A 17,741-nucleotide genomic window follows, 5' to 3' on the forward strand; every position below is an offset into this window, starting at 1 on the left:
ATAATTAAAAAGTGGTAAAGAGAGAGCGTATGCTTCCTCTTTACCACTTTTTTTAAAAGATAGGATTGTCCGATAAAAAACCAAAATATAAGAAGGCAATAAAGGCGATACTAAGTACTACAATACATGTCACTTTTACCCAACTAACAGGTGATTCGCCAGCAACTCGTCCACTTTGTCCGTTAATAATAAACGGGTAGACTTTCCCATTATAACGAAATGAAGAAATCCAAATGGGGAGTAATAAATGTTTGTATGTAATATCGTTATAATCCGTATCACATTGCATAACAATAACAATATCGCCTGCCGTTTTTGATTCAATACTTGATTCAATACCTTGATCCACTTTTGATTTTGCTAAATGCCAGCCATTTTCAAGTGGTACAGCATAACGTTCTGCTATAAAACCTGACAAATAAGCATCATTGTAGTCTACTAATTGTTGCAAACCAAAAGGTTCGATTTTTTTTATGAGATGCCCATTTGCTTGATTTGTTGCACGAATTAATACATCATCAAAAAACTCACGATGTGTGCCATTTTCAAAGTGCCAACGTGTTTTTTGCACCATGCGTGTTTGAGTTACAGTATTGCCATTTGAATCTGTTGTCGTATACGTTTCTTGTACATAATAATGAATGCCAACTTTGACAGTATACGTACTATAAGTGTCTGTATCATAAGTCCAGTAAGGGATATAAATACCGGTTAAGCGATCTAATTGATGCATTGTGCGTAGTTTTCCTGGTGCCATATAGCGCGCCTTAATCCATTTTTTAAATGCATCAATGGCTTGCTGATGCGAAACTTGGAAAGGGACAACTAAAGCTGGACGAATGCCTGTATTATGATCTGTCTGTTCAATATGTGACGAACCACAGAATGAACAGAAATCCGCAACAGTATGCTCAGAGAGTACCGTCTCAGCTCCACAATTGTCACAATGGAAAACACGTAAACCAGGGGCCCATTCTTCATCCTCAACTTGTAACGCTTGCAAAAAATCTAACTCTACATTTTGTTTTGTTGTACGTGCAATCTCAATTTCTGTATCACAAAATGGACAACGCAATTGTCCTACCTCCGGATCAAATACAGCATTGCCACCGCAGCTAGGGCATTTAAATTGGGAAACAGTTGTTTCTGCCGATTGTGTCATAACACGACCACCTCACTACGCTAATGTTTCGCCACAATCTGCACAAAACTTAGCGGTTGGGGCATTAACATGTTGACATTTTGGGCATTTTTTTTGTTCTTGATTCGTACCACACTCAGGGCAAAATTTAGTAGTAGCTGGTATGGTCGCTTGGCAACTCACACAACTTTTCGTTGCAGGTTGTGGTGACTTACCACATTCTGGACAGAATTTTGCACCTACTGGCATTTGAGCCGAACAATTTGGACAAGCCATTGTCTGAGCTTGATGCTGTTGTACATTATTTTGCATAGCACCTGTCATCATCCCACCAAGTGCAGCACCTGCTCCTAACCCTGCGCCTGCCCCCGCAAGACCACCACTTTCATTTTGAGCAGCTTCACGTAATGCCTGACCAGCTTGATACTGCTGAAATTGCCCCATATTACCGATAACTCCCATAGAAGTACGTGTATCCATTGCTTTTTCCACTTCAGCTGGAAGAGATAAATTTTCAATATATAAAGACGTAATGGCAAAGCCAAATGCTTTAAAGTGCGGCTCCATTTTTTGTTTACCTAATTCACTAAGCTCGTCATAATGAGAGGCTAAATCAAGTGCTGGTATTTTCGATTCAGCAAATAAATCGCTTAAGCCAGAGATAATCATTTTTTTTAAGTGGCTTTCAATATTATCTGTCGTGTACGTTTCATTTGTACCAAATAACTCTTTTAAAAATACGCCTGGGTCACTCACACGATATGAATAAACGCCGTAGCCTCGTAAACGAATCATGCCAAACTCAGCATCTCGCATCATAATAGGGTTAGATGTCCCCCATTTTTGATTAACAAATTGTTTAGTATTAACAAAATAGACTTCTGCTTTAAATGGTGAATTAAAGCCTTGAGGCCATGATTTTAATTTTGTTAAAATGGGAATATTACGCGTGTATAACTCATGATGACCTGGGCCAAAAATATCTGCCACTTCACCTTCGTTTACAAATACAGCCATTTGCGACTCGCGAACAATCAATGAAGCCCCCATTTTAATTTCATTATTAGCAACAGGGAAACGATAAACTAACGTATCCGATGTGTTGTCTGTCCATTCAATAACTTCGATGAATTGGTTTTTAAAAAAATCAAAAATCCCCATAACGATCCCTCCTCTATTTAATAGTGTATACGAAAAAGTTTAAAAAAAGTTTCAAAACCCAGAATTTCTTTCATTTTTTCAAAACCCTACAAAACAGGTATGAATACTATTGACTTTTGATTTCAACGCGCATACAATGATGTACAACGAAGAAGGAGGCACAAGTATGAAAGAGCAATTCATTCGCACTACCGAAGTACAACAATGGCTAGAGAAATTAGCAACATTACAACCACAAATTACTGCACAAGCTAAAATTGCAGATGAAAATAATACCTTTGTTTCAGCTAATATCGAGGCACTGCGCAAGATAGGCTATGGCAAAATAACATTACCAAAAAGAGATGGTGGAGAAGGGTTATCCTTATACGACGCTATTGTATTACAAGAAACATTAGGCAGTTATGATGCTAGTACAGCACTTGCGATTGGTTGGACATTACTCACAGTAGGAGAACTATATGAAAACCGTTACTGGACAGAGGAAATGTTACTAATGTTTGCAAAAGAAGTGCAACAAGGTGCTATTGTAAACCGAGCCGTGAGTGAAGTGGCAACAGGTAGCCCTATACGTGGGGGCAAACCAACGACAACAGCTACACGCCATAACACACAATATACACTTAACGGTAAAAAAGGGTTTACAACTTGTGCCTATGCTTTAGATTATTTTTTAATTTCGGCATGGTTAGAAGACAAAGAGCAAGTGGGCTTTTTTTTAGTACATAAAGATACAGCAGGATTAACCATTGAAGACAACTGGCATATGTTAGGGATGCGTGGCACAGGTAGTCATGATTTAGTTATCGATCATGTTACAGTAGACGAGCATTTTTTAGTTGAAATACCAAGTTATCATACTGGTTTTAAGCTAAATGCATGGTTGTTATTAATTCCTGCTACGTATTTAGGTATCGCTCAAGCAGCAAGAGATATTGCACTTGATTTTGCTAATCGTTATCAGCCAAATAGTATTGATACAACAATTGCTCATTTACCTAATGTACAAGCGCAACTTGGGGAGATCGACCTTTTACTAACACAAGCCCGTTTTGCCATATATGGCGCCGCTGAAGCTATCGAAAGAGGCAATGCTCCTGAGCAAATTAGCCATCTTGTTAACATTGCTAAATACACGGTAACCAATCATGCCATTGCCATTGTTGACTTAGCGATGCGCGTGGTGGGTGCAAAGAGCTTACAACAAGAAAATACATTACAGCGTTTGTATCGCGATGTGCGCGCTGGCTTACACAATCCACCAATGGATGATTTAACAATTACATTATTAGCAAAATTTGCGAATACACAATGGGAGGCAACACAGCATGTTTAAACGATTATTAGCGATTACAGCTGCTTCAGCTTTGTTACTAGCTGCATGTGGTGATAAAACAACAGAGGATACAAATGATCATGAAGCAACGCCAGTAAAAGTAGCATTTGAACTTGGGAGTAAACCTATCACTTATGTTGATGAAAAGGGAGAGCCTGCTGGTTATGATGTAGATGTCATGAAGTTAGTAGATGAAAAATTAGAAGATTATACATTTGAATTTGTTGGTACAACTTCAGATGACTTACTCATTGGAGTAGAGCAAGGGAAGTTTCAAGTAGGTGTTAAAAATGCCTTTTATACAGATGAACGTGCCAAGAAATATATTTACCCTAAAAACTTTATTGGCCTTTCAAGCGCCGGTTTAGTGTTACAAAAGAAAAATGAAGCCATCACATCTTTAGCTGACTTTGCACAACAAGAGTTAACATTAGCACCTATTGCTGCAAATAATGCACAGTATACCGTTATCGACGAGTATAACCAAGAAAACCCTGATAAACCTGTTAAATTAAAAGCGGGTGAAGACTTTGGTGTCGATGTGGTGCAGTGGGTGAATGAAGGGCGCGTTGATGGTGGTGTAATGATTCAAGGTATGTTTGATAAGCAAGTCAAAGATGAAAAAGGACCTTACCATAAGTTTAAAGACGATGTCATTTATCAAGAGTTTGCTGTTATTAAAACATGGCCATTATTTAATAAAAAAGAGCAAGCATTTGCAGATGCTTATGATAAAGCGGTTGAGGAGTTGCGAGAAGAAGGCAAGTTAGCAGAACTTACTGAGAAACATTACGGACGCAATTTATTTGATGTGTTAGATGAAGTAGAACGTTAAAGGAGACAAGACGATGGAGAAATATTTTGATAGTACGTATTTATGGAATGCTTTTCCACAAATCCTACCCTTTCTAGGTGTCACATTATTGGTCACAATACTTGCCGTTCTACTTGGTACGCTACTTGGCTTATTGCTTGCTTTTATGAAATTATCACCGTCCAAAATAAGTCAAAGAATAGCAAATGGCTATACGACCATTATGCGTTGTACCCCCTCCATCGTGCTGTTATTTTTAATTTATTACGGTGTGCCTGCATTAGCTGAAAGTCTATTTTCATTAAATCTTCAAGATGTGCATACTGGTTTTTATGTGGTCATAACATTTGGTTTACAATTTGCGGCTATGATGTCTGAGGTTATTCGCTCTAGTTTATTAGCTGTACCAAAAGGACAATATGAGGCGGCTGTTAGCGTCGGGTTAACACCGTCTAAAGCTTATATGCGTATTATCTTCCCACAAGCTCTACTCTTCTCTTTGCCAAATATAGGTAATGGTATTATTAGCGTATTACAAGAGGGTGCATTAGCCTATACTATTGGTTTTATCGATATTGTAGGTAAGGCAAATTTAATTATTGCTAATAACTTAAATACGCATACCCTCGAAATATTTTTAGCATTAGGACTCATTTATTGGCTATTAGCGATTAGTATTGATCAGTTCTTTGCTTTATTAGAGCGCAAGTTGCGTGTTGGAAAGGACGTGGCTTAATTGGATACTACTTTTTTTGTAAAGGCATTAGGTATTGCATTTAGTGGGGTGCCAATTGCTCTTTTTGTAGCAGCTATTGCCCTTATTATAGCCATTCCACTCGGTTTCATCTTTGCGCTGTTGCGTTTACAGCGTGTACCCGTCTTATACCAATTCGTTAAAATATACGTATCATTTGTACGAGGGACACCCATTATTATTCAAATCTTTATTTTATATAGTAGTATCCCTTTACTATTAACAGGCATTTTCGAGCGTTATAATGTGCCAATCGAAGTCTATACGATTCATCCCCTATGGTATGCCTTTATTATCTTCTCATTTAATACGACAGCTATTTTAGCTGAAGTTTTTCGAGGTGCATTACAAACTGTGGATGAGGGGCAAAAAGAAGCGGGATATGCTGTTGGACTAACAACATTTCAAGTGTATCGTCGTATAATTATCCCCCAAATGCTAGTAGCCGCTATGCCCAACTTATGTACGGCTACAGTGAATCTGATTAAGGCAACATCACTCGGTTATGCGATTAGCTTGCCAGAAATTACACTGCGCACTAAGGTAGCAGCTAATGTAGGATATCATTATGTTGAAGCCTACTTAGCCATATTTATTGTCTATTTAGTTGTTTGTTTATTGGTCGAATACGGTTTTAAAATAATGGAGCGTAAATTACGCCGTTACGAAGGAGGGGTCATATGCTGACAGTTAATAATGTGCATAAATCATTTGGCAAAAATAAGATTTTACAAGGTGTAGACCTTACTGTCAATCAAGGAGATGTTGTTGTTATTTTAGGGCCTAGTGGTTCAGGTAAAACAACATTTCTGCGTTGCTTGAACTTTTTAGAACAAGCTGATGTTGGTACAGCGACTTATGATAACTTACAAATTGATCTGGCCAAGGCATCAAAAAAAGAAATTCGTGAAGTGCGCCAAAAAACAGCATTTGTATTCCAAAATTATAATTTATTCGCTAATAAAACAGCGTTAGAAAATGTGACAGAAGGCTTGATTATTGGTCGTAAAATGGCAAAAGAGGAAGCAAACCGTAAAGCGCAAGCGGCACTCACAAAAGTGGGATTAGCAGATAAAATGGCACTTTATCCAAGCCAATTATCGGGTGGACAACAACAACGTGTTGGTATTGCGAGAGCCATTGTTTTAGAGCCTTCTATCATTTTATTTGATGAACCGACATCCGCACTCGACCCTGAATTAGTTGGTGAAGTGTTAGACGTTATGAAGAATATTGCAAAAGAAGGGACTACAATGTTAGTTGTAACACATGAAATGAGTTTTGCAAAAGAAGTGGCGAATCATGTTATCTTTATGGATGGTGGGCATATTATTGAAGAGGGAAGTGCAGATGATTTATTTTTACGCCCTCAAAAAGAACGCACTAAACAATTTTTACGTCGCGTTTTACCAGAAGAATATAATTTCCAAATTTAAAATGAGCATAAAAAACGAGCAAATGAATGTACTATTCATTTGCTCGTTTTTTTATTCTTCTGTATCTTCTGTTGATGCATCATCTGTGTTTTCTACTTCTTCTGTATCACTTGAATCGGTATCTGTCGTATCTTTTTCTTCTTTGTTATCACCGCATGCCCCTAACAATAACATGGCAGCTAAAAGACTAGGCATTAAAAGTTTATTCCACTTCATTTTCCATCATCCTTTCTAAATTAGCTTACACCATGTATCGTAACAAATGAGTGTAAAATGGTTATAAATTGAAAGTTAAAATATGTGAAAATTACGTAAAAAAAGGTTGAATTATAATTCGAGTGCCATATCGCAAAAAAACGGTAAAGAGAAGTTACTCGCTCTCTTTACCGCTTATTCATACTAAGCTATTTACAAAGTGAGGCTTATTTTTCGCCACTTAACTCTACTAAAATTTTAGCTTGTGTTTTGTCATTAGTTAATGCTTCAAAGCCTTTCTCTACAATATCGTCTAATACGATTTGTGAAGTCACAATGCCTTGAGGTTTGATTTGACCTGTGCCCATTAAATCAACAGTTTGTTGGAATGTTGTTGGTGTGTAAGCGATTGTAGAAGTTACTTTAACACCTGTATTTGTCAGTTGCATTGGGTTCCATTCAATTGGACGTGCAAAAATTGATACAATAACGACCGTACCACGCGCACGTGTTACTTCGATAGATTGTTCAAATGTTGGACGAACACCAGCTACTTCAAATGCCACATCTACGCCATCTGGAACGATAGATTTAACAGTTGCTACAGGATCTACTTCACCTGAGTTATAAACATGTGTAGCACCTAATTCCTTTGCTTTTTCAAGACGTTCATTTGATAAGTCGAAAGCAAAAATTTTGCTAGCACCAGCTGCTTTTGCTGCAATGATATTTAGTAAACCGATTGGGCCTGCACCAAATACAGCTACTGTATCACCAAATTGCATGTTACCTTCTTTAACCGCTTGCACAGCTACTGCCATCGGCTCTACTAAAGCACCATCTTGTAATGTTAATGTGTCAGGTAATTGGTAAATATGTTTCTCACCAGCTACTACATGTGATGTAAAACCACCATCTGCACCTAAGCCGATGAATTGGAAACCATCATATGCATCTACATCTTCGTGTTTATTACCATAAGTGAACATAGGGTTAATTGCTACACGATCGCCCACTTTTACGTCCTTCACATCTTTACCTACTTTTTCAACTGTACCTGCAAACTCATGCCCCATAATTAAAGGTGCTTGTTCGCCTGTAAGTGGATGAGGTTCTCCTACTGGGACAAATACTGGCCCTTCTTGATATTCATGTAAATCTGAGCCGCAAATACCTGCCCATGCTACGCGTACAACTACTTCATCATCTTTCATTGCACGTAATTCACGTTCCTCCACACGAATGTCTTTCTCGCCATACCATACTGCTGCTTTCATAATTTGTGTCCTCCCTTAAAGTGGTGTGATGTAACATCGTCTTTATTGTAGAATAATTATGATGAGAAAGCGAATCATTTGCTCTTTTTTTAGGTCGATAAAACTATATATGTCATATTTATGACGAATATATCGAATTGTAACCGCTTAAATACGCTAGAAAATGAAACTTTAGTCTTTTTAAATCTTTTTTTTACGCGTTTATGTATTTTTATATTTTGCGTTAAAAAGGTGTCCTAAAACGAATAAAAAACTATTCAGATTACTTAATTTTAAACAATAAAAAGGGATTTATTCATATATTGGTTATCTTATACAAGTTGACAACCATAGGATGACTGCGTAATATGTAGACCAGTTGTTATAATATAATGTGAAGGGATGATGTATTGTGGCAAAACCAACAGACACTAAAGAGAAGATTTTAATCACTGCTTCTAAATTGTTTCAAAAACAAGGCTATCATGGCACCGGATTAAATCAAATTATTAAAGAATCAGGATGCCCAAAAGGTTCGCTCTATTATTATTTTCCAGAAGGGAAGGAGCAACTAGTAGAAGAAGCAATATGGCGAGCTAAAGAAGGAATGCGTAAAGACTTAACAACATTACTTGCTGTCCATGATGATGCACGAGATGCTATTGATTATGTATTGACCTATCATGAAAAAATAGATGTTACTGCTGAATATGACGGCATTCCATTAGCACTGATCGCTATGGAAACATCGCTTATGAGCGAGCGTATTCGCCTGGCTTGTAAGGAGGCCTATGATCTGATGATTGAGCTAGTAGCTCAAAAATTCATAGCCTCAAAATGGCCTCAGCAAGAAGCGGTGAAAATTGCCACTTTATTGCTCGCCATTTTACAAGGCTACGGCATTATGGCAATGACGCACTTATCAAATGAGCCATTCTTACTAGCGCATCAACAAATCTTAACCATTATTACACAGAAAGAGAGGGAACTTATCGCACATGACTGAGCCTCAAACAACACCAAAATATGAATACTTAGCAGATGATCCTTCTGTAAAAGTATTACCTATCATTTTATCTTTAATGATTGGCGCTTTTTTTGCCATGATGAACGAAACATTATTGAATATTGCATTAAGCACTTTAATGCATGAGTTTCATCTTACAATGACGACTGTGCAATGGATGACAACAGGATTTATGCTAGTAATGGGTATGATTATGCCAGCCTCAGCCTTATTAATCCAGTGGTTTACAACGCGCCAAATGTTCATTGGCACTATGACTATATTTACGATAGGTACAATCATTTGTGCGAGTGCTCAGTCTTTCACTATGTTACTTGTTGGTCGATTTCTTCAAGCCATTGGTACAGGGTTACTGTCACCTGTTATTTTTAACGTATTTTTATTGTTATTTCCACCAGAACGTCGAGGAGCTATGCTCGGTTTAGTAGGCTTAGTCTTTATGTTTGCGCCAGCAATAGGGCCTACATTATCCGGTGTTATTGTAGAATATTTAGGATGGCGTTATTTATTCATTGTTGTGATTCCTTTTTTAGTGGTTGCTATTTTATTTGGTTATAAATATTTGATTAATATCTCAGAAGTAACAAAACCTAAAATAGACGTATTATCGATTGTATTATCCACTATTGGTTTTGGAGGTATTGTATACGGCTTTAGTTCGGCAGGCTCTGCTGAACATGGTTTCCTAACACCTAGTGTGTACATAGCTATTATTGTGGGTGCAGTGACCATTGCGCTCTTTGTTAGGCGTCAACTTACACTAGAGCAACCATTATTAAATTTGCAGGTTTTTCGCTACCCTATGTTTCGATTAGCGATTATGATGTATACCATCATTGTGATGGCCATGTTAGCATCTGAGGTTATTTTACCAATGTATTTGCAAGGCCCATTACTGATCTCAGCGGCTACAGCAGGTTTATTATTATTACCAGGCAGTTTGTTAAATGGTTTGTTATCACCTGTTATGGGCAAATTATTTGATATCTTTGGCCCTCGGAAGCTAATTATTCCAGCTACTCTCATGTTAAGCGGAACAATGTTTCTCTTTAGCCAATTTACAATTACCACACCAAAATGGTTAATTGTTGTAGGGTATATCTTATTAATGGTATCCGTGTCAGCCATTATGATGCCCGCTCAAACGAATGCGTTAAATGGCTTACCTAAAACGCTCTACCCTCATGGCACAGCAGTTATTACAACATTGCAGCCTGTTGTGGGTGCTATTGGCGTCTCTGTATTTGTTGGGCTGTTATCTGCTAAACAAACCACACTCTTAGCCTCAACGCCAAATATGAATGCAGCAGATGCTTTTATTGGCGGTATGCAGTATGTGTACTTATTCGGTGTGGTTTTTGCTGTCATTAGCTTTGTACTCGCACTATTTATGCGTCGAGCAGTACCTGAATCGCCTGATGCTAAGTCATAATATATTTTCATTTGGTAAACAGCATTTCCTCGTTGTGCTATGAGTTTTTGTTGTGTAAAACGATACAGAGGTTTATCCTTTATTTTGGGCATGGTAACTTTACCATTCAATCAAAGTAAAGGTTTTTTTATTATTGCATATCAAAACATAGGGGGTTTTCTTTTGACAACAAGTTTAATTTTAGAAGGTGGCACGTTTCGTACGATTTTTACAGCGGGTGTACTTGATGCATTTTTAGATGCTGAAATTAGCTTTCCGTACACAATTGGGGTATCAGCAGGAGCCATTAACGCATGTTCTTATATTTCTCAACAACGTGAACGTACTTTCCGCACCATTTCTACATATCGCAATGACCCAAGGTATATGGGGTGGCGCAACTTTATTACAGATAAAAGTTATTTTGGTTTAGATTTCTCCTATAATATTTTACCTAATCAATTAGATACTTTTGATTGGGAGACATTTCGTAATTTTGATGGCGAGTTAGAGTTTGGGGTAACGAATGCACACACAGGTATGGCGGAATATCATGACGCCTTAACTATGGATCGCCATTGTACACTGTTACGTGCGACTTGTGCGTTACCTGTATTGTTTCCAGAAATCTTAGTTAATGACACCCCTTATTTTGATGGGGGGTTAGCAGATGCTATTCCTATTAATCGTGCCATAGATAAGGGGTATAAGCGGCATGTCATTGTACTCACTCGCCCACCTGGTTATCGTAAAGTGACAAGTAAACAAGATGAGTGGGTGATGGCTCGTTTTAAAAAACGCTATCCTAAAGTAGCACAATCTTTACTTACACGAGCTGAACGATACAATGAAACAATGAGGCAAATTGAGGCACTTGAAGCCGCTGGTGATGCCTTTGTTTATCGTCCTTATGTGCCTATTAATAGTTTTGAAAAGAAACCTAAAGTAATGAAAGTCAACTATGATATGGGGTATCGTCAAACACAAAATCGTTTACAACAATTACAGACATTTTTACAAGGGTAACTCTGCATACTTTTTTCATATGAATACGGTATAACAGTAACTGAGGTGGCGTAATGAGTAAAATTTCAATTAAACTTGCAATGTATTTTTTTACTGTTGTTATGATTTTCCAAATTGTGCTACTCTATTATATTCATAGCAATATGGTGGAGGACTATGCAGAAGATGCCTTAACTCAATTACAAAAGCATGGGACGAATTATCGTGATATGTTAGCTAAAAATTATACATCCTCAACATTAGCGAGCATTCTACTCGTTGAGCAAGGGCGAGATAGAGATGTAATTGTGTTAGACGAACATAAACAGCTTGTCGTGGCTTCTGATCCTAAATTGTACGAACACTATAGTCTTTTTCTATCGCAAGTACAAGTGGATCATGACCGTTTACTATTAACCAATTGGAAGGAAGAGCCATACATCATGAGCGCTCATCCCTATGCCATTGATGGTAACACGGGTTACTTAATCATGATTCAAGATACCGCATCTCTACAAGAAATCGCGAATAAAATTGGCACAGATTTTAAAACGATTAGCATTACAAGCATCTTTGTATTATTTATGGCATATGCATTATTATCAAGACGTATTACACGTCCTATTTTGCGTATGAAACGTGCTACAGAAAGTATGAGTCAAGGAGATTTTGATGTTAAAATTCCATCTACAACAGATGATGAACTGGGCGAATTAGGGCATGCGATTAATGGTTTAGCTAAAGATTTAGCGCATATGAAAAATAGTCGCAATGAATTTTTGTCTGCGGTATCACATGAGTTACGCACACCTTTAACGTATTTAATTGGCTATTCTAAAGTGGCGATGCGTGAAGATATTAGCGAAGAGAAGCGCAAGCATTATTTAACAATCATTCATGAAGAATCTACTCGCATGAAGGCATTAGTCAAAAATTTAATGGATTTAGCTCAGCTTGATGAGCATAAGTTTACGATTGAAAAAGAATTAATAGCGGCTAAACCTTTTATTGAGCAAGTCGCTCAAATTGTATCCCATTCTTTTGCTGAAAAAGGTGTACACTTAACTGTTGACTGTCCACATAACTTTACTTTCTATGCTGATCCACTTCGCCTTGAGCAAATTATCTTAAATTTAGTAGATAATGCGTTAAAATATAGCGAGCCAAACGCCACTGTTACATTATCATGCAAGCAAAGCGCAAGCCAGACACGCATTATTGTTAAAGATACTGGTCACGGGATTAGTGAAGAGGATGTTGTCCATATCTTTGATAAATTTTACCGTGTCGAGAAATCTCGAGCACGTGAATTTGGTGGCTCTGGTATTGGCTTAGCCATCGTGAAAGAGTTAGTGGAAGCACATGGGGGTTCAATTACAGTAACAAGCGAGTTACATGTAGGTTCACAATTTATTGTGACGCTTGAGGAGGTTTAAAGATGTCAAATATTGTTGTTGTAGACGATGAACAACGTATGCTTGAATTAATTGAAATATTTTTATATCCACATGATATTACGTGTAAAACATTTACAAATGGTAAGGAAGCTTTACGTTATTTGCGCGCTAACGAGGTCGATGCTGTCTTGTTAGATGTTATGATGCCAGGTTTAAATGGCTTTGAAATTTGCCAAGCCATTCGTCAGTTTTCACGAGTACCGATTATTATGTTAACAGCTAAAAGCGAAAAACAAGATGTTATCGAAGGCTTAAATATTGGAGCGGATGATTATATTACAAAACCATTTGATGAGGACGAATTAGTCGCACGTTTACAAGCCTTATTGCGAAGGACGCAACCCGCTGAACGACAAGTTATCCAATATCAAGATTTTGTCTTGAACATGGAAACATTTACGCTCCAATATCAAACTACGATCATACCCATGACAGTGAAAGAGTTTGCTCTAATGAAGGCTTTCTTATCACGTCCTAATAAAGCCTACTCGCGTGAAGAGTTACTGTATTATGGCTGGGAGGATGAGACAAATACGGATTATCGTACAGTCGATTCTCACATTCGTAATTTACGGGATAAGTTGCGAAAGAAGGGCTTGCCAATGGATGATTATTTATTAACGGTATGGGGCATCGGTTACCGTTGGCAATAAAATTCTTTGTAATTTCGCAAATTTTGCATACTATTTGCACATTCATTTGATAAGATGCAAGCATAAGGTCGAATGCGATATAACAGTGAGATGTTTATTAGCACATCTTCCCCAAAGATGATGGTAATACTGGGAATCTGACATCTCTGACCAAGCTGCTTATACGTTATTCAACCGTCAGTGTGATAACATCAGCTATCATGCGTAAATACCGAAATAAAAGAGAGCCACTCCGTTAATGGCTCTCTTTTATTATGCTAAAAAGGATATAAAATTATTTTTATACACATTATTTGTTGTTTACGTTATAATAATGCTCGACAACACTTTTTGTTTGTCGTTAATTGTTTTTTCAGAATTTTAACGATATTGCTTGTATTAAAAAGCATATGGTAAGGTGAAGAAACAAGACAAATATGCTATTTTTTGTCGGTTTTATCCGCTTTAGTGTATTTGTCATGTATTATTTTCCTTAGTGGTGACAGCGTTTTCAAAGGGGACATCAAGGAAAATAAATGTAAGCGATTTTGGGGAGGGTATTGTATGGAAAAAACAACGTGTCAATTTTCAGAAGCAATCTTTTTAGGAGATGAGGTAAAGCGCAATGCTTTATTTACACCCGAAGATTTCCAAGATGAAGAAGAGTTAATCGCAAAAACAGCAGAGATGTTTATTAAACAAGATGTTACGCCACAAATCGAAGCAATTGAAAAACAACAACATGAGATTTCAGTTAAATTGTTTGAAAAAGCGGGCGAACTTGGCTTACTAGCAATTGAAGTACCAGAAGATTATGATGGTTTAGAATTAAACAAAAAAATATCAGGTTTAGTAGCAGAACGCATTGGCTTTGGTGGGTCATTTAGTGTTTCTTATAATATTCATGCAGGGGTAGGTACATTACCTTATGTTTATTTCGGGACGGAAGAACAAAAGAAAACCTACTTGCCAAAAATCGCTTCTGGTGAATGGATTGGTGCTTATGCATTAACAGAGCCAGATGCAGGGTCGGATGCCTTAAAGCCAAAAACAAATGCCATATTATCTGACGATGGCACGCACTACACGATTAACGGGGAGAAACAGTGGATTACAAACGCTAATATGGCTGATGTTTATGTCGTTTTTGCTAAAACAGACAATGCCATGACAGCCTTTATTGTAGAGCGCACATATGACGGTGTATCTATTGGTGTTGAAGAAATGAAAATGGGCATTAAAGGCTCTTCTACAGCAACATTAATTTTACAGGATGTGAAAGTACCAAAAGAAAACGTATTAGGTGAATTAGGTCAAGGGCATAAGGTAGCCATGAATATTTTAAATATGGCACGTTTAAAACTTGCTTTCTCTAACATTGGTACAGCGAAACAAGCGATGCATTTAGCTGTTAATTACGGGAAAGAGCGCAAACAATTCAATCACTTCCTTGTTGATTTTACGATGATTCAAGAAAAGATTGCTAATATGGCCGTAGCAATTTATGGTGCTGAGAGTGCTGCTTATCGTACAGCTGGTGATATGGATGATGCGATTGAAGCTGCGACAGACCAACAAGCCGTTATGAAGAGTATCGCCAACTATGCGATGGAATGTGCATTAAATAAAGTATTTTGTTCAGAGAGTTTAGCTTATGCTGTTGACGAAGCCGTACAGATTCATGGTGGTTATGGGTATATGCAAGAGTACGATGTAGAGCGTTTATATCGCGATGCACGTATTAGCCGTATTTTTGAAGGTACAAATGAAATCAATCGCTTAACGATAGCTAAAATGTTAACGAAACGTTTCGATAGCGGATTACACAATAGTGTGGTAGATCAGCAAGCTGATGTTAATACACAATTTGTAGCGAGCGCTAAGTTAGCATTACAGCTTGCTTTACAACATGTTACATCTGCACAAATTGATATTAATGCTGAACAAGAATATTCACGCGCATTATCCGATATTGTGACACAAGTATATGTGATGGACGCTGCCTTAGCTCGTCTAAAAAAACAAGCTACTCCACCTGAGTTGCATACATTATTGACAGATGTATTATGTGAAGAGGGCTATCACAAAGTATCTCAATTAGCGACAAGTATTATAGCAGGTATTCAAGATGGTGAGGCATTAAATACAAGCTTAGCATCATTGCCAAAAGCACCAACTCATCGCAATCTATTTGCTAAAAAACGTGCGATTGCTACAGAGATTATTACTAATCCAAAATGGTTTGCTTAATATAACAGGGAGGGTATTCATATGTCACAATCATTTTCAACTATTACAAAGGATGGAGCCATTGCGATTGTTGCCATCAATCATGCACCAGCTAATGCTTTATCTTCAGCGTGTATTGCTGACTTACGTGCTACATTCAAACAACTAGGAGCAGATGATACTGTTCACGCGATTATCGTTACAGGGGAAGGGCGATTTTTTGTAGCCGGAGCCGATATTAAGGAGTTTGTTGAAGCATTTGGTAATGAACAAGCCGCACATGAGATGGCTAAAGCAGGACAAGCATTATGTGATGAGATTGAAGCATTAACAAAACCAGTCATTGCTGCGATTAATGGCCCAGCACTTGGCGGCGGTCTTGAGCTTGCATTAGGTTGTCATTATCGTATTGCATCTCAAAAAGCGATTCTTGGTTTACCAGAACTTAAACTTGGATTGCTACCAACGTTTGGTGGGACACAACGCCTCACACATATCACATCTAAAGCAAAAGCAATCGAATTAATTTTAACGAGTAAACAATTATCGCCAGAAGAAGCACAAACATTAGGTATTGTACAAGTTGTCACTCCACCTGAAGAACTTATGAGCACTGCCCGAGCGACTGCTCAGTCATTTATTGAAAATAAAAGTATGACAAGTATCTCGCGCACAATCGAATGTATTATGCAAGGTACTGATTTATCTTTACGAGATGGCTTAGCTTTAGAGAGCAAGCGTTTTTCAGAATTATTTACAACTGAAGATGCACAAGAAGGCGTACAAGCCTTTATTGAAAAACGTGAAGCTAAGTTCAATAATCGCTAGGGAGGCATGTAGGATGGAAAATGTAGTTCTTTTTGACGTATATGAAGGCGGCACAGCTGTTATTACATTAAATCGCCCAAAAGCTTTAAATTCATTGTCTTATGACATGGTTAAACCAATTGGGGAACACTTAACAAAATGGGCAATGGATGAGCAAGTTAAAGTGGTTATCGTTAAAGGAGCTGGAGAAAAAGGCTTCTGTGCTGGTGGCGATATTAAAACGCTCTATGAGGCACGTAAAAATGATGAAGCTAAAGCGACAGCCATGCAGTTTTTCGAGGAAGAGTACAAAGTAGATATGCAATTCTATCATTATAAAAAACCAATCATTGCTGTATTAGATGGTATTGTTATGGGTGGTGGCGTTGGGCTCACATATGGGGCAAGCCATCGCATCGTGACAGAACGCACAAAATGGGCAATGCCTGAAATGAATATTGGTTTTTTCCCAGATGTGGGTGCTGAGTACTTTTTAAATAAAGCGCCAGGGCATATCGGACGTTATTTAGCATTAACAGCTTCTGTTATACCTGCACAGGATGTACTATTTGCAAATGCTGCGGATATTTTTATGCAAACAGAACAATTAACAGCGTTTTTAACAGCGATTGAACATACGAAGTGGCAAGGAGATAGTACGGCACAATTGGATAGTCTAATTGCCCAATACGCTAGTCAACCAGCCGATGAGAGTGCACTACAAACAGATGAAGATGCCATTAACAAACACTTTAACTTTGATAATGTAGAAGCCATCATAGCTTCATTAGCTAATGATCCTAGTGAATTTGCGCAAACAACATGCAAACAATTACAATCTGTTTCGCCATCATCACTAAAAATTACATTAAAACAAATCATAGATGGCCAACAAAAAACAATGGAAGAATGTTTTGCTACGAATTTAACACTAGCTAAAAACTTTTTAACACATGCTGATTTTTATGAAGGGGTACGTTCTGTAGTCATTGATAAAGATCGTAATCCTAACTATAAATATAAAACATTAGCAGACTTTAGTGATGAGGCTGTAACAGCTTTCTTCAAATAAAACAAAAA

General features: G+C 37.7%; 17 protein-coding genes. 13 read left to right on the plus strand and 4 right to left on the minus strand.

Annotated features, from left to right (window positions below):
- Positions 1-52: 52 nt before the first annotated feature.
- Together IEW44_RS04075 and IEW44_RS04080 are read right to left on the minus strand one after the other, a co-directional pair.
- Positions 53-1,162 carry a TFIIB-type zinc ribbon-containing protein gene (locus IEW44_RS04075; RefSeq protein ID WP_188613747.1) on the minus strand — a complete coding sequence of 370 codons (1,110 nt, stop codon included), beginning with the start codon at positions 1,160-1,162 and terminating at the stop codon, positions 53-55.
- Between the two features lie 15 nt (positions 1,163-1,177).
- Positions 1,178-2,302, minus strand: a complete 1,125-nt coding sequence (locus tag IEW44_RS04080) for an SPFH domain-containing protein (protein WP_188613748.1) — start codon at positions 2,300-2,302, stop codon at positions 1,178-1,180.
- A 166-nt stretch (positions 2,303-2,468) separates the two neighbouring features.
- On the opposite strand from IEW44_RS04080, the gene IEW44_RS04085 reads away from it, so the two are divergent.
- Genes IEW44_RS04085 through IEW44_RS04105 form a run of 5 tightly spaced genes read left to right on the plus strand, consistent with a single transcriptional unit; the run spans position 2,469 to position 6,642 of the window.
- Positions 2,469-3,638: an acyl-CoA dehydrogenase family protein gene (locus IEW44_RS04085; protein WP_188613749.1), complete on the plus strand. Its 1,170-nt coding sequence runs from the start codon at positions 2,469-2,471 to the stop codon at positions 3,636-3,638.
- Complete coding sequence (locus tag IEW44_RS04090) at positions 3,631-4,473, plus strand: transporter substrate-binding domain-containing protein (protein WP_188613750.1); 843 nt, start codon at positions 3,631-3,633, stop codon at positions 4,471-4,473. The genes IEW44_RS04085 and IEW44_RS04090 overlap by 8 nt, the downstream gene beginning before the upstream one ends.
- A gap of 13 nt (positions 4,474-4,486) precedes the next feature.
- Positions 4,487-5,188, plus strand: coding sequence for an amino acid ABC transporter permease (locus IEW44_RS04095; protein WP_188613751.1), 702 nt, complete (start codon positions 4,487-4,489; stop codon positions 5,186-5,188).
- A complete protein-coding gene (locus IEW44_RS04100) occupies positions 5,189-5,893 on the plus strand; it encodes an amino acid ABC transporter permease (RefSeq protein WP_188613752.1) in 705 nt (234 codons plus the stop codon).
- Positions 5,887-6,642, plus strand: coding sequence for an amino acid ABC transporter ATP-binding protein (locus IEW44_RS04105; RefSeq protein WP_188613753.1), 756 nt, complete (start codon positions 5,887-5,889; stop codon positions 6,640-6,642). Before IEW44_RS04100 ends, IEW44_RS04105 begins: the two co-directional genes overlap by 7 nt.
- A gap of 51 nt (positions 6,643-6,693) precedes the next feature.
- Here IEW44_RS04105 and IEW44_RS04110 read toward each other — a convergent pair whose 3' ends face one another.
- Both IEW44_RS04110 and IEW44_RS04115 read right to left on the minus strand, forming a co-directional pair.
- Positions 6,694-6,858 (minus strand): hypothetical protein, encoded by a 165-nt coding sequence (locus IEW44_RS04110; RefSeq protein ID WP_188613754.1) that lies wholly within the window; start codon positions 6,856-6,858, stop codon positions 6,694-6,696.
- A gap of 206 nt (positions 6,859-7,064) precedes the next feature.
- Complete coding sequence (locus tag IEW44_RS04115; RefSeq protein ID WP_188613755.1) at positions 7,065-8,114, minus strand: 2,3-butanediol dehydrogenase; 1,050 nt, start codon at positions 8,112-8,114, stop codon at positions 7,065-7,067.
- A 391-nt stretch (positions 8,115-8,505) separates the two neighbouring features.
- Between IEW44_RS04115 and IEW44_RS04120 the strand changes: the two genes are divergently transcribed.
- The 8 genes from IEW44_RS04120 to IEW44_RS04155 all read left to right on the plus strand — a co-directional run bounded on the left by IEW44_RS04120 (position 8,506) and on the right by IEW44_RS04155 (position 17,733).
- Positions 8,506-9,099 carry a TetR/AcrR family transcriptional regulator gene (locus IEW44_RS04120; RefSeq protein WP_188613756.1) on the plus strand — a complete coding sequence of 198 codons (594 nt, stop codon included), beginning with the start codon at positions 8,506-8,508 and terminating at the stop codon, positions 9,097-9,099.
- Positions 9,092-10,552: an MDR family MFS transporter gene (locus tag IEW44_RS04125; protein ID WP_188613757.1), complete on the plus strand. Its 1,461-nt coding sequence runs from the start codon at positions 9,092-9,094 to the stop codon at positions 10,550-10,552. Before IEW44_RS04120 ends, IEW44_RS04125 begins: the two co-directional genes overlap by 8 nt.
- 162 nt (positions 10,553-10,714) lie before the next feature.
- Entirely contained in the window at positions 10,715-11,557 is an 843-nt protein-coding gene (locus tag IEW44_RS04130; protein ID WP_229704154.1) for a patatin-like phospholipase family protein, read from the plus strand.
- Positions 11,558-11,610: 53 nt separating this feature from the next.
- A complete protein-coding gene (locus tag IEW44_RS04135) occupies positions 11,611-12,972 on the plus strand; it encodes a HAMP domain-containing sensor histidine kinase (RefSeq protein ID WP_188613758.1) in 1,362 nt (453 codons plus the stop codon).
- A gap of 2 nt (positions 12,973-12,974) precedes the next feature.
- Positions 12,975-13,646, plus strand: a complete 672-nt coding sequence (locus IEW44_RS04140) for a response regulator transcription factor (protein ID WP_188613759.1) — start codon at positions 12,975-12,977, stop codon at positions 13,644-13,646.
- 543 nt (positions 13,647-14,189) lie between these two features.
- Positions 14,190-15,875 carry an acyl-CoA dehydrogenase FadE gene (locus tag IEW44_RS04145; RefSeq protein WP_188613760.1) on the plus strand — a complete coding sequence of 562 codons (1,686 nt, stop codon included), beginning with the start codon at positions 14,190-14,192 and terminating at the stop codon, positions 15,873-15,875.
- 21 nt (positions 15,876-15,896) lie between these two features.
- Positions 15,897-16,682, plus strand: a complete 786-nt coding sequence (locus IEW44_RS04150; RefSeq protein WP_188613761.1) for an enoyl-CoA hydratase-related protein — start codon at positions 15,897-15,899, stop codon at positions 16,680-16,682.
- 13 nt (positions 16,683-16,695) lie between these two features.
- Positions 16,696-17,733, plus strand: a complete 1,038-nt coding sequence (locus IEW44_RS04155; protein WP_188613762.1) for an enoyl-CoA hydratase/isomerase family protein — start codon at positions 16,696-16,698, stop codon at positions 17,731-17,733.
- Positions 17,734-17,741 lie beyond the last annotated feature (8 nt).

The organism is Lysinibacillus alkalisoli (assembly GCF_014643595.1).
Lineage (GTDB): Bacteria > Bacillota > Bacilli > Bacillales_A > Planococcaceae > Metalysinibacillus > Metalysinibacillus alkalisoli.

What these genes read in the sequence shown, in the direction of transcription:
- IEW44_RS04155 (WP_188613762.1), top strand. Translation starts at nt 16,696, where the DNA reads ATGGAAAATGTAGTTCTTTTTGACGTATATGAAGGCGGCACAGCTGTT.
- IEW44_RS04105 (WP_188613753.1), top strand. Translation starts at nt 5,887, where the DNA reads ATGCTGACAGTTAATAATGTGCATAAATCATTTGGCAAAAATAAGATT.
- IEW44_RS04125 (WP_188613757.1), top strand. Translation starts at nt 9,092, where the DNA reads ATGACTGAGCCTCAAACAACACCAAAATATGAATACTTAGCAGATGAT.
- IEW44_RS04075 (WP_188613747.1), bottom strand. Translation starts at nt 1,162, where the DNA reads ATGACACAATCGGCAGAAACAACTGTTTCCCAATTTAAATGCCCTAGC.
- IEW44_RS04085 (WP_188613749.1), top strand. Translation starts at nt 2,469, where the DNA reads ATGAAAGAGCAATTCATTCGCACTACCGAAGTACAACAATGGCTAGAG.
- IEW44_RS04145 (WP_188613760.1), top strand. Translation starts at nt 14,190, where the DNA reads ATGGAAAAAACAACGTGTCAATTTTCAGAAGCAATCTTTTTAGGAGAT.
- IEW44_RS04110 (WP_188613754.1), bottom strand. Translation starts at nt 6,858, where the DNA reads ATGAAGTGGAATAAACTTTTAATGCCTAGTCTTTTAGCTGCCATGTTA.
- IEW44_RS04150 (WP_188613761.1), top strand. Translation starts at nt 15,897, where the DNA reads ATGTCACAATCATTTTCAACTATTACAAAGGATGGAGCCATTGCGATT.
- IEW44_RS04115 (WP_188613755.1), bottom strand. Translation starts at nt 8,114, where the DNA reads ATGAAAGCAGCAGTATGGTATGGCGAGAAAGACATTCGTGTGGAGGAA.
- IEW44_RS04080 (WP_188613748.1), bottom strand. Translation starts at nt 2,302, where the DNA reads ATGGGGATTTTTGATTTTTTTAAAAACCAATTCATCGAAGTTATTGAA.
- IEW44_RS04135 (WP_188613758.1), top strand. Translation starts at nt 11,611, where the DNA reads ATGAGTAAAATTTCAATTAAACTTGCAATGTATTTTTTTACTGTTGTT.
- IEW44_RS04095 (WP_188613751.1), top strand. Translation starts at nt 4,487, where the DNA reads ATGGAGAAATATTTTGATAGTACGTATTTATGGAATGCTTTTCCACAA.
- IEW44_RS04090 (WP_188613750.1), top strand. Translation starts at nt 3,631, where the DNA reads ATGTTTAAACGATTATTAGCGATTACAGCTGCTTCAGCTTTGTTACTA.
- IEW44_RS04140 (WP_188613759.1), top strand. Translation starts at nt 12,975, where the DNA reads ATGTCAAATATTGTTGTTGTAGACGATGAACAACGTATGCTTGAATTA.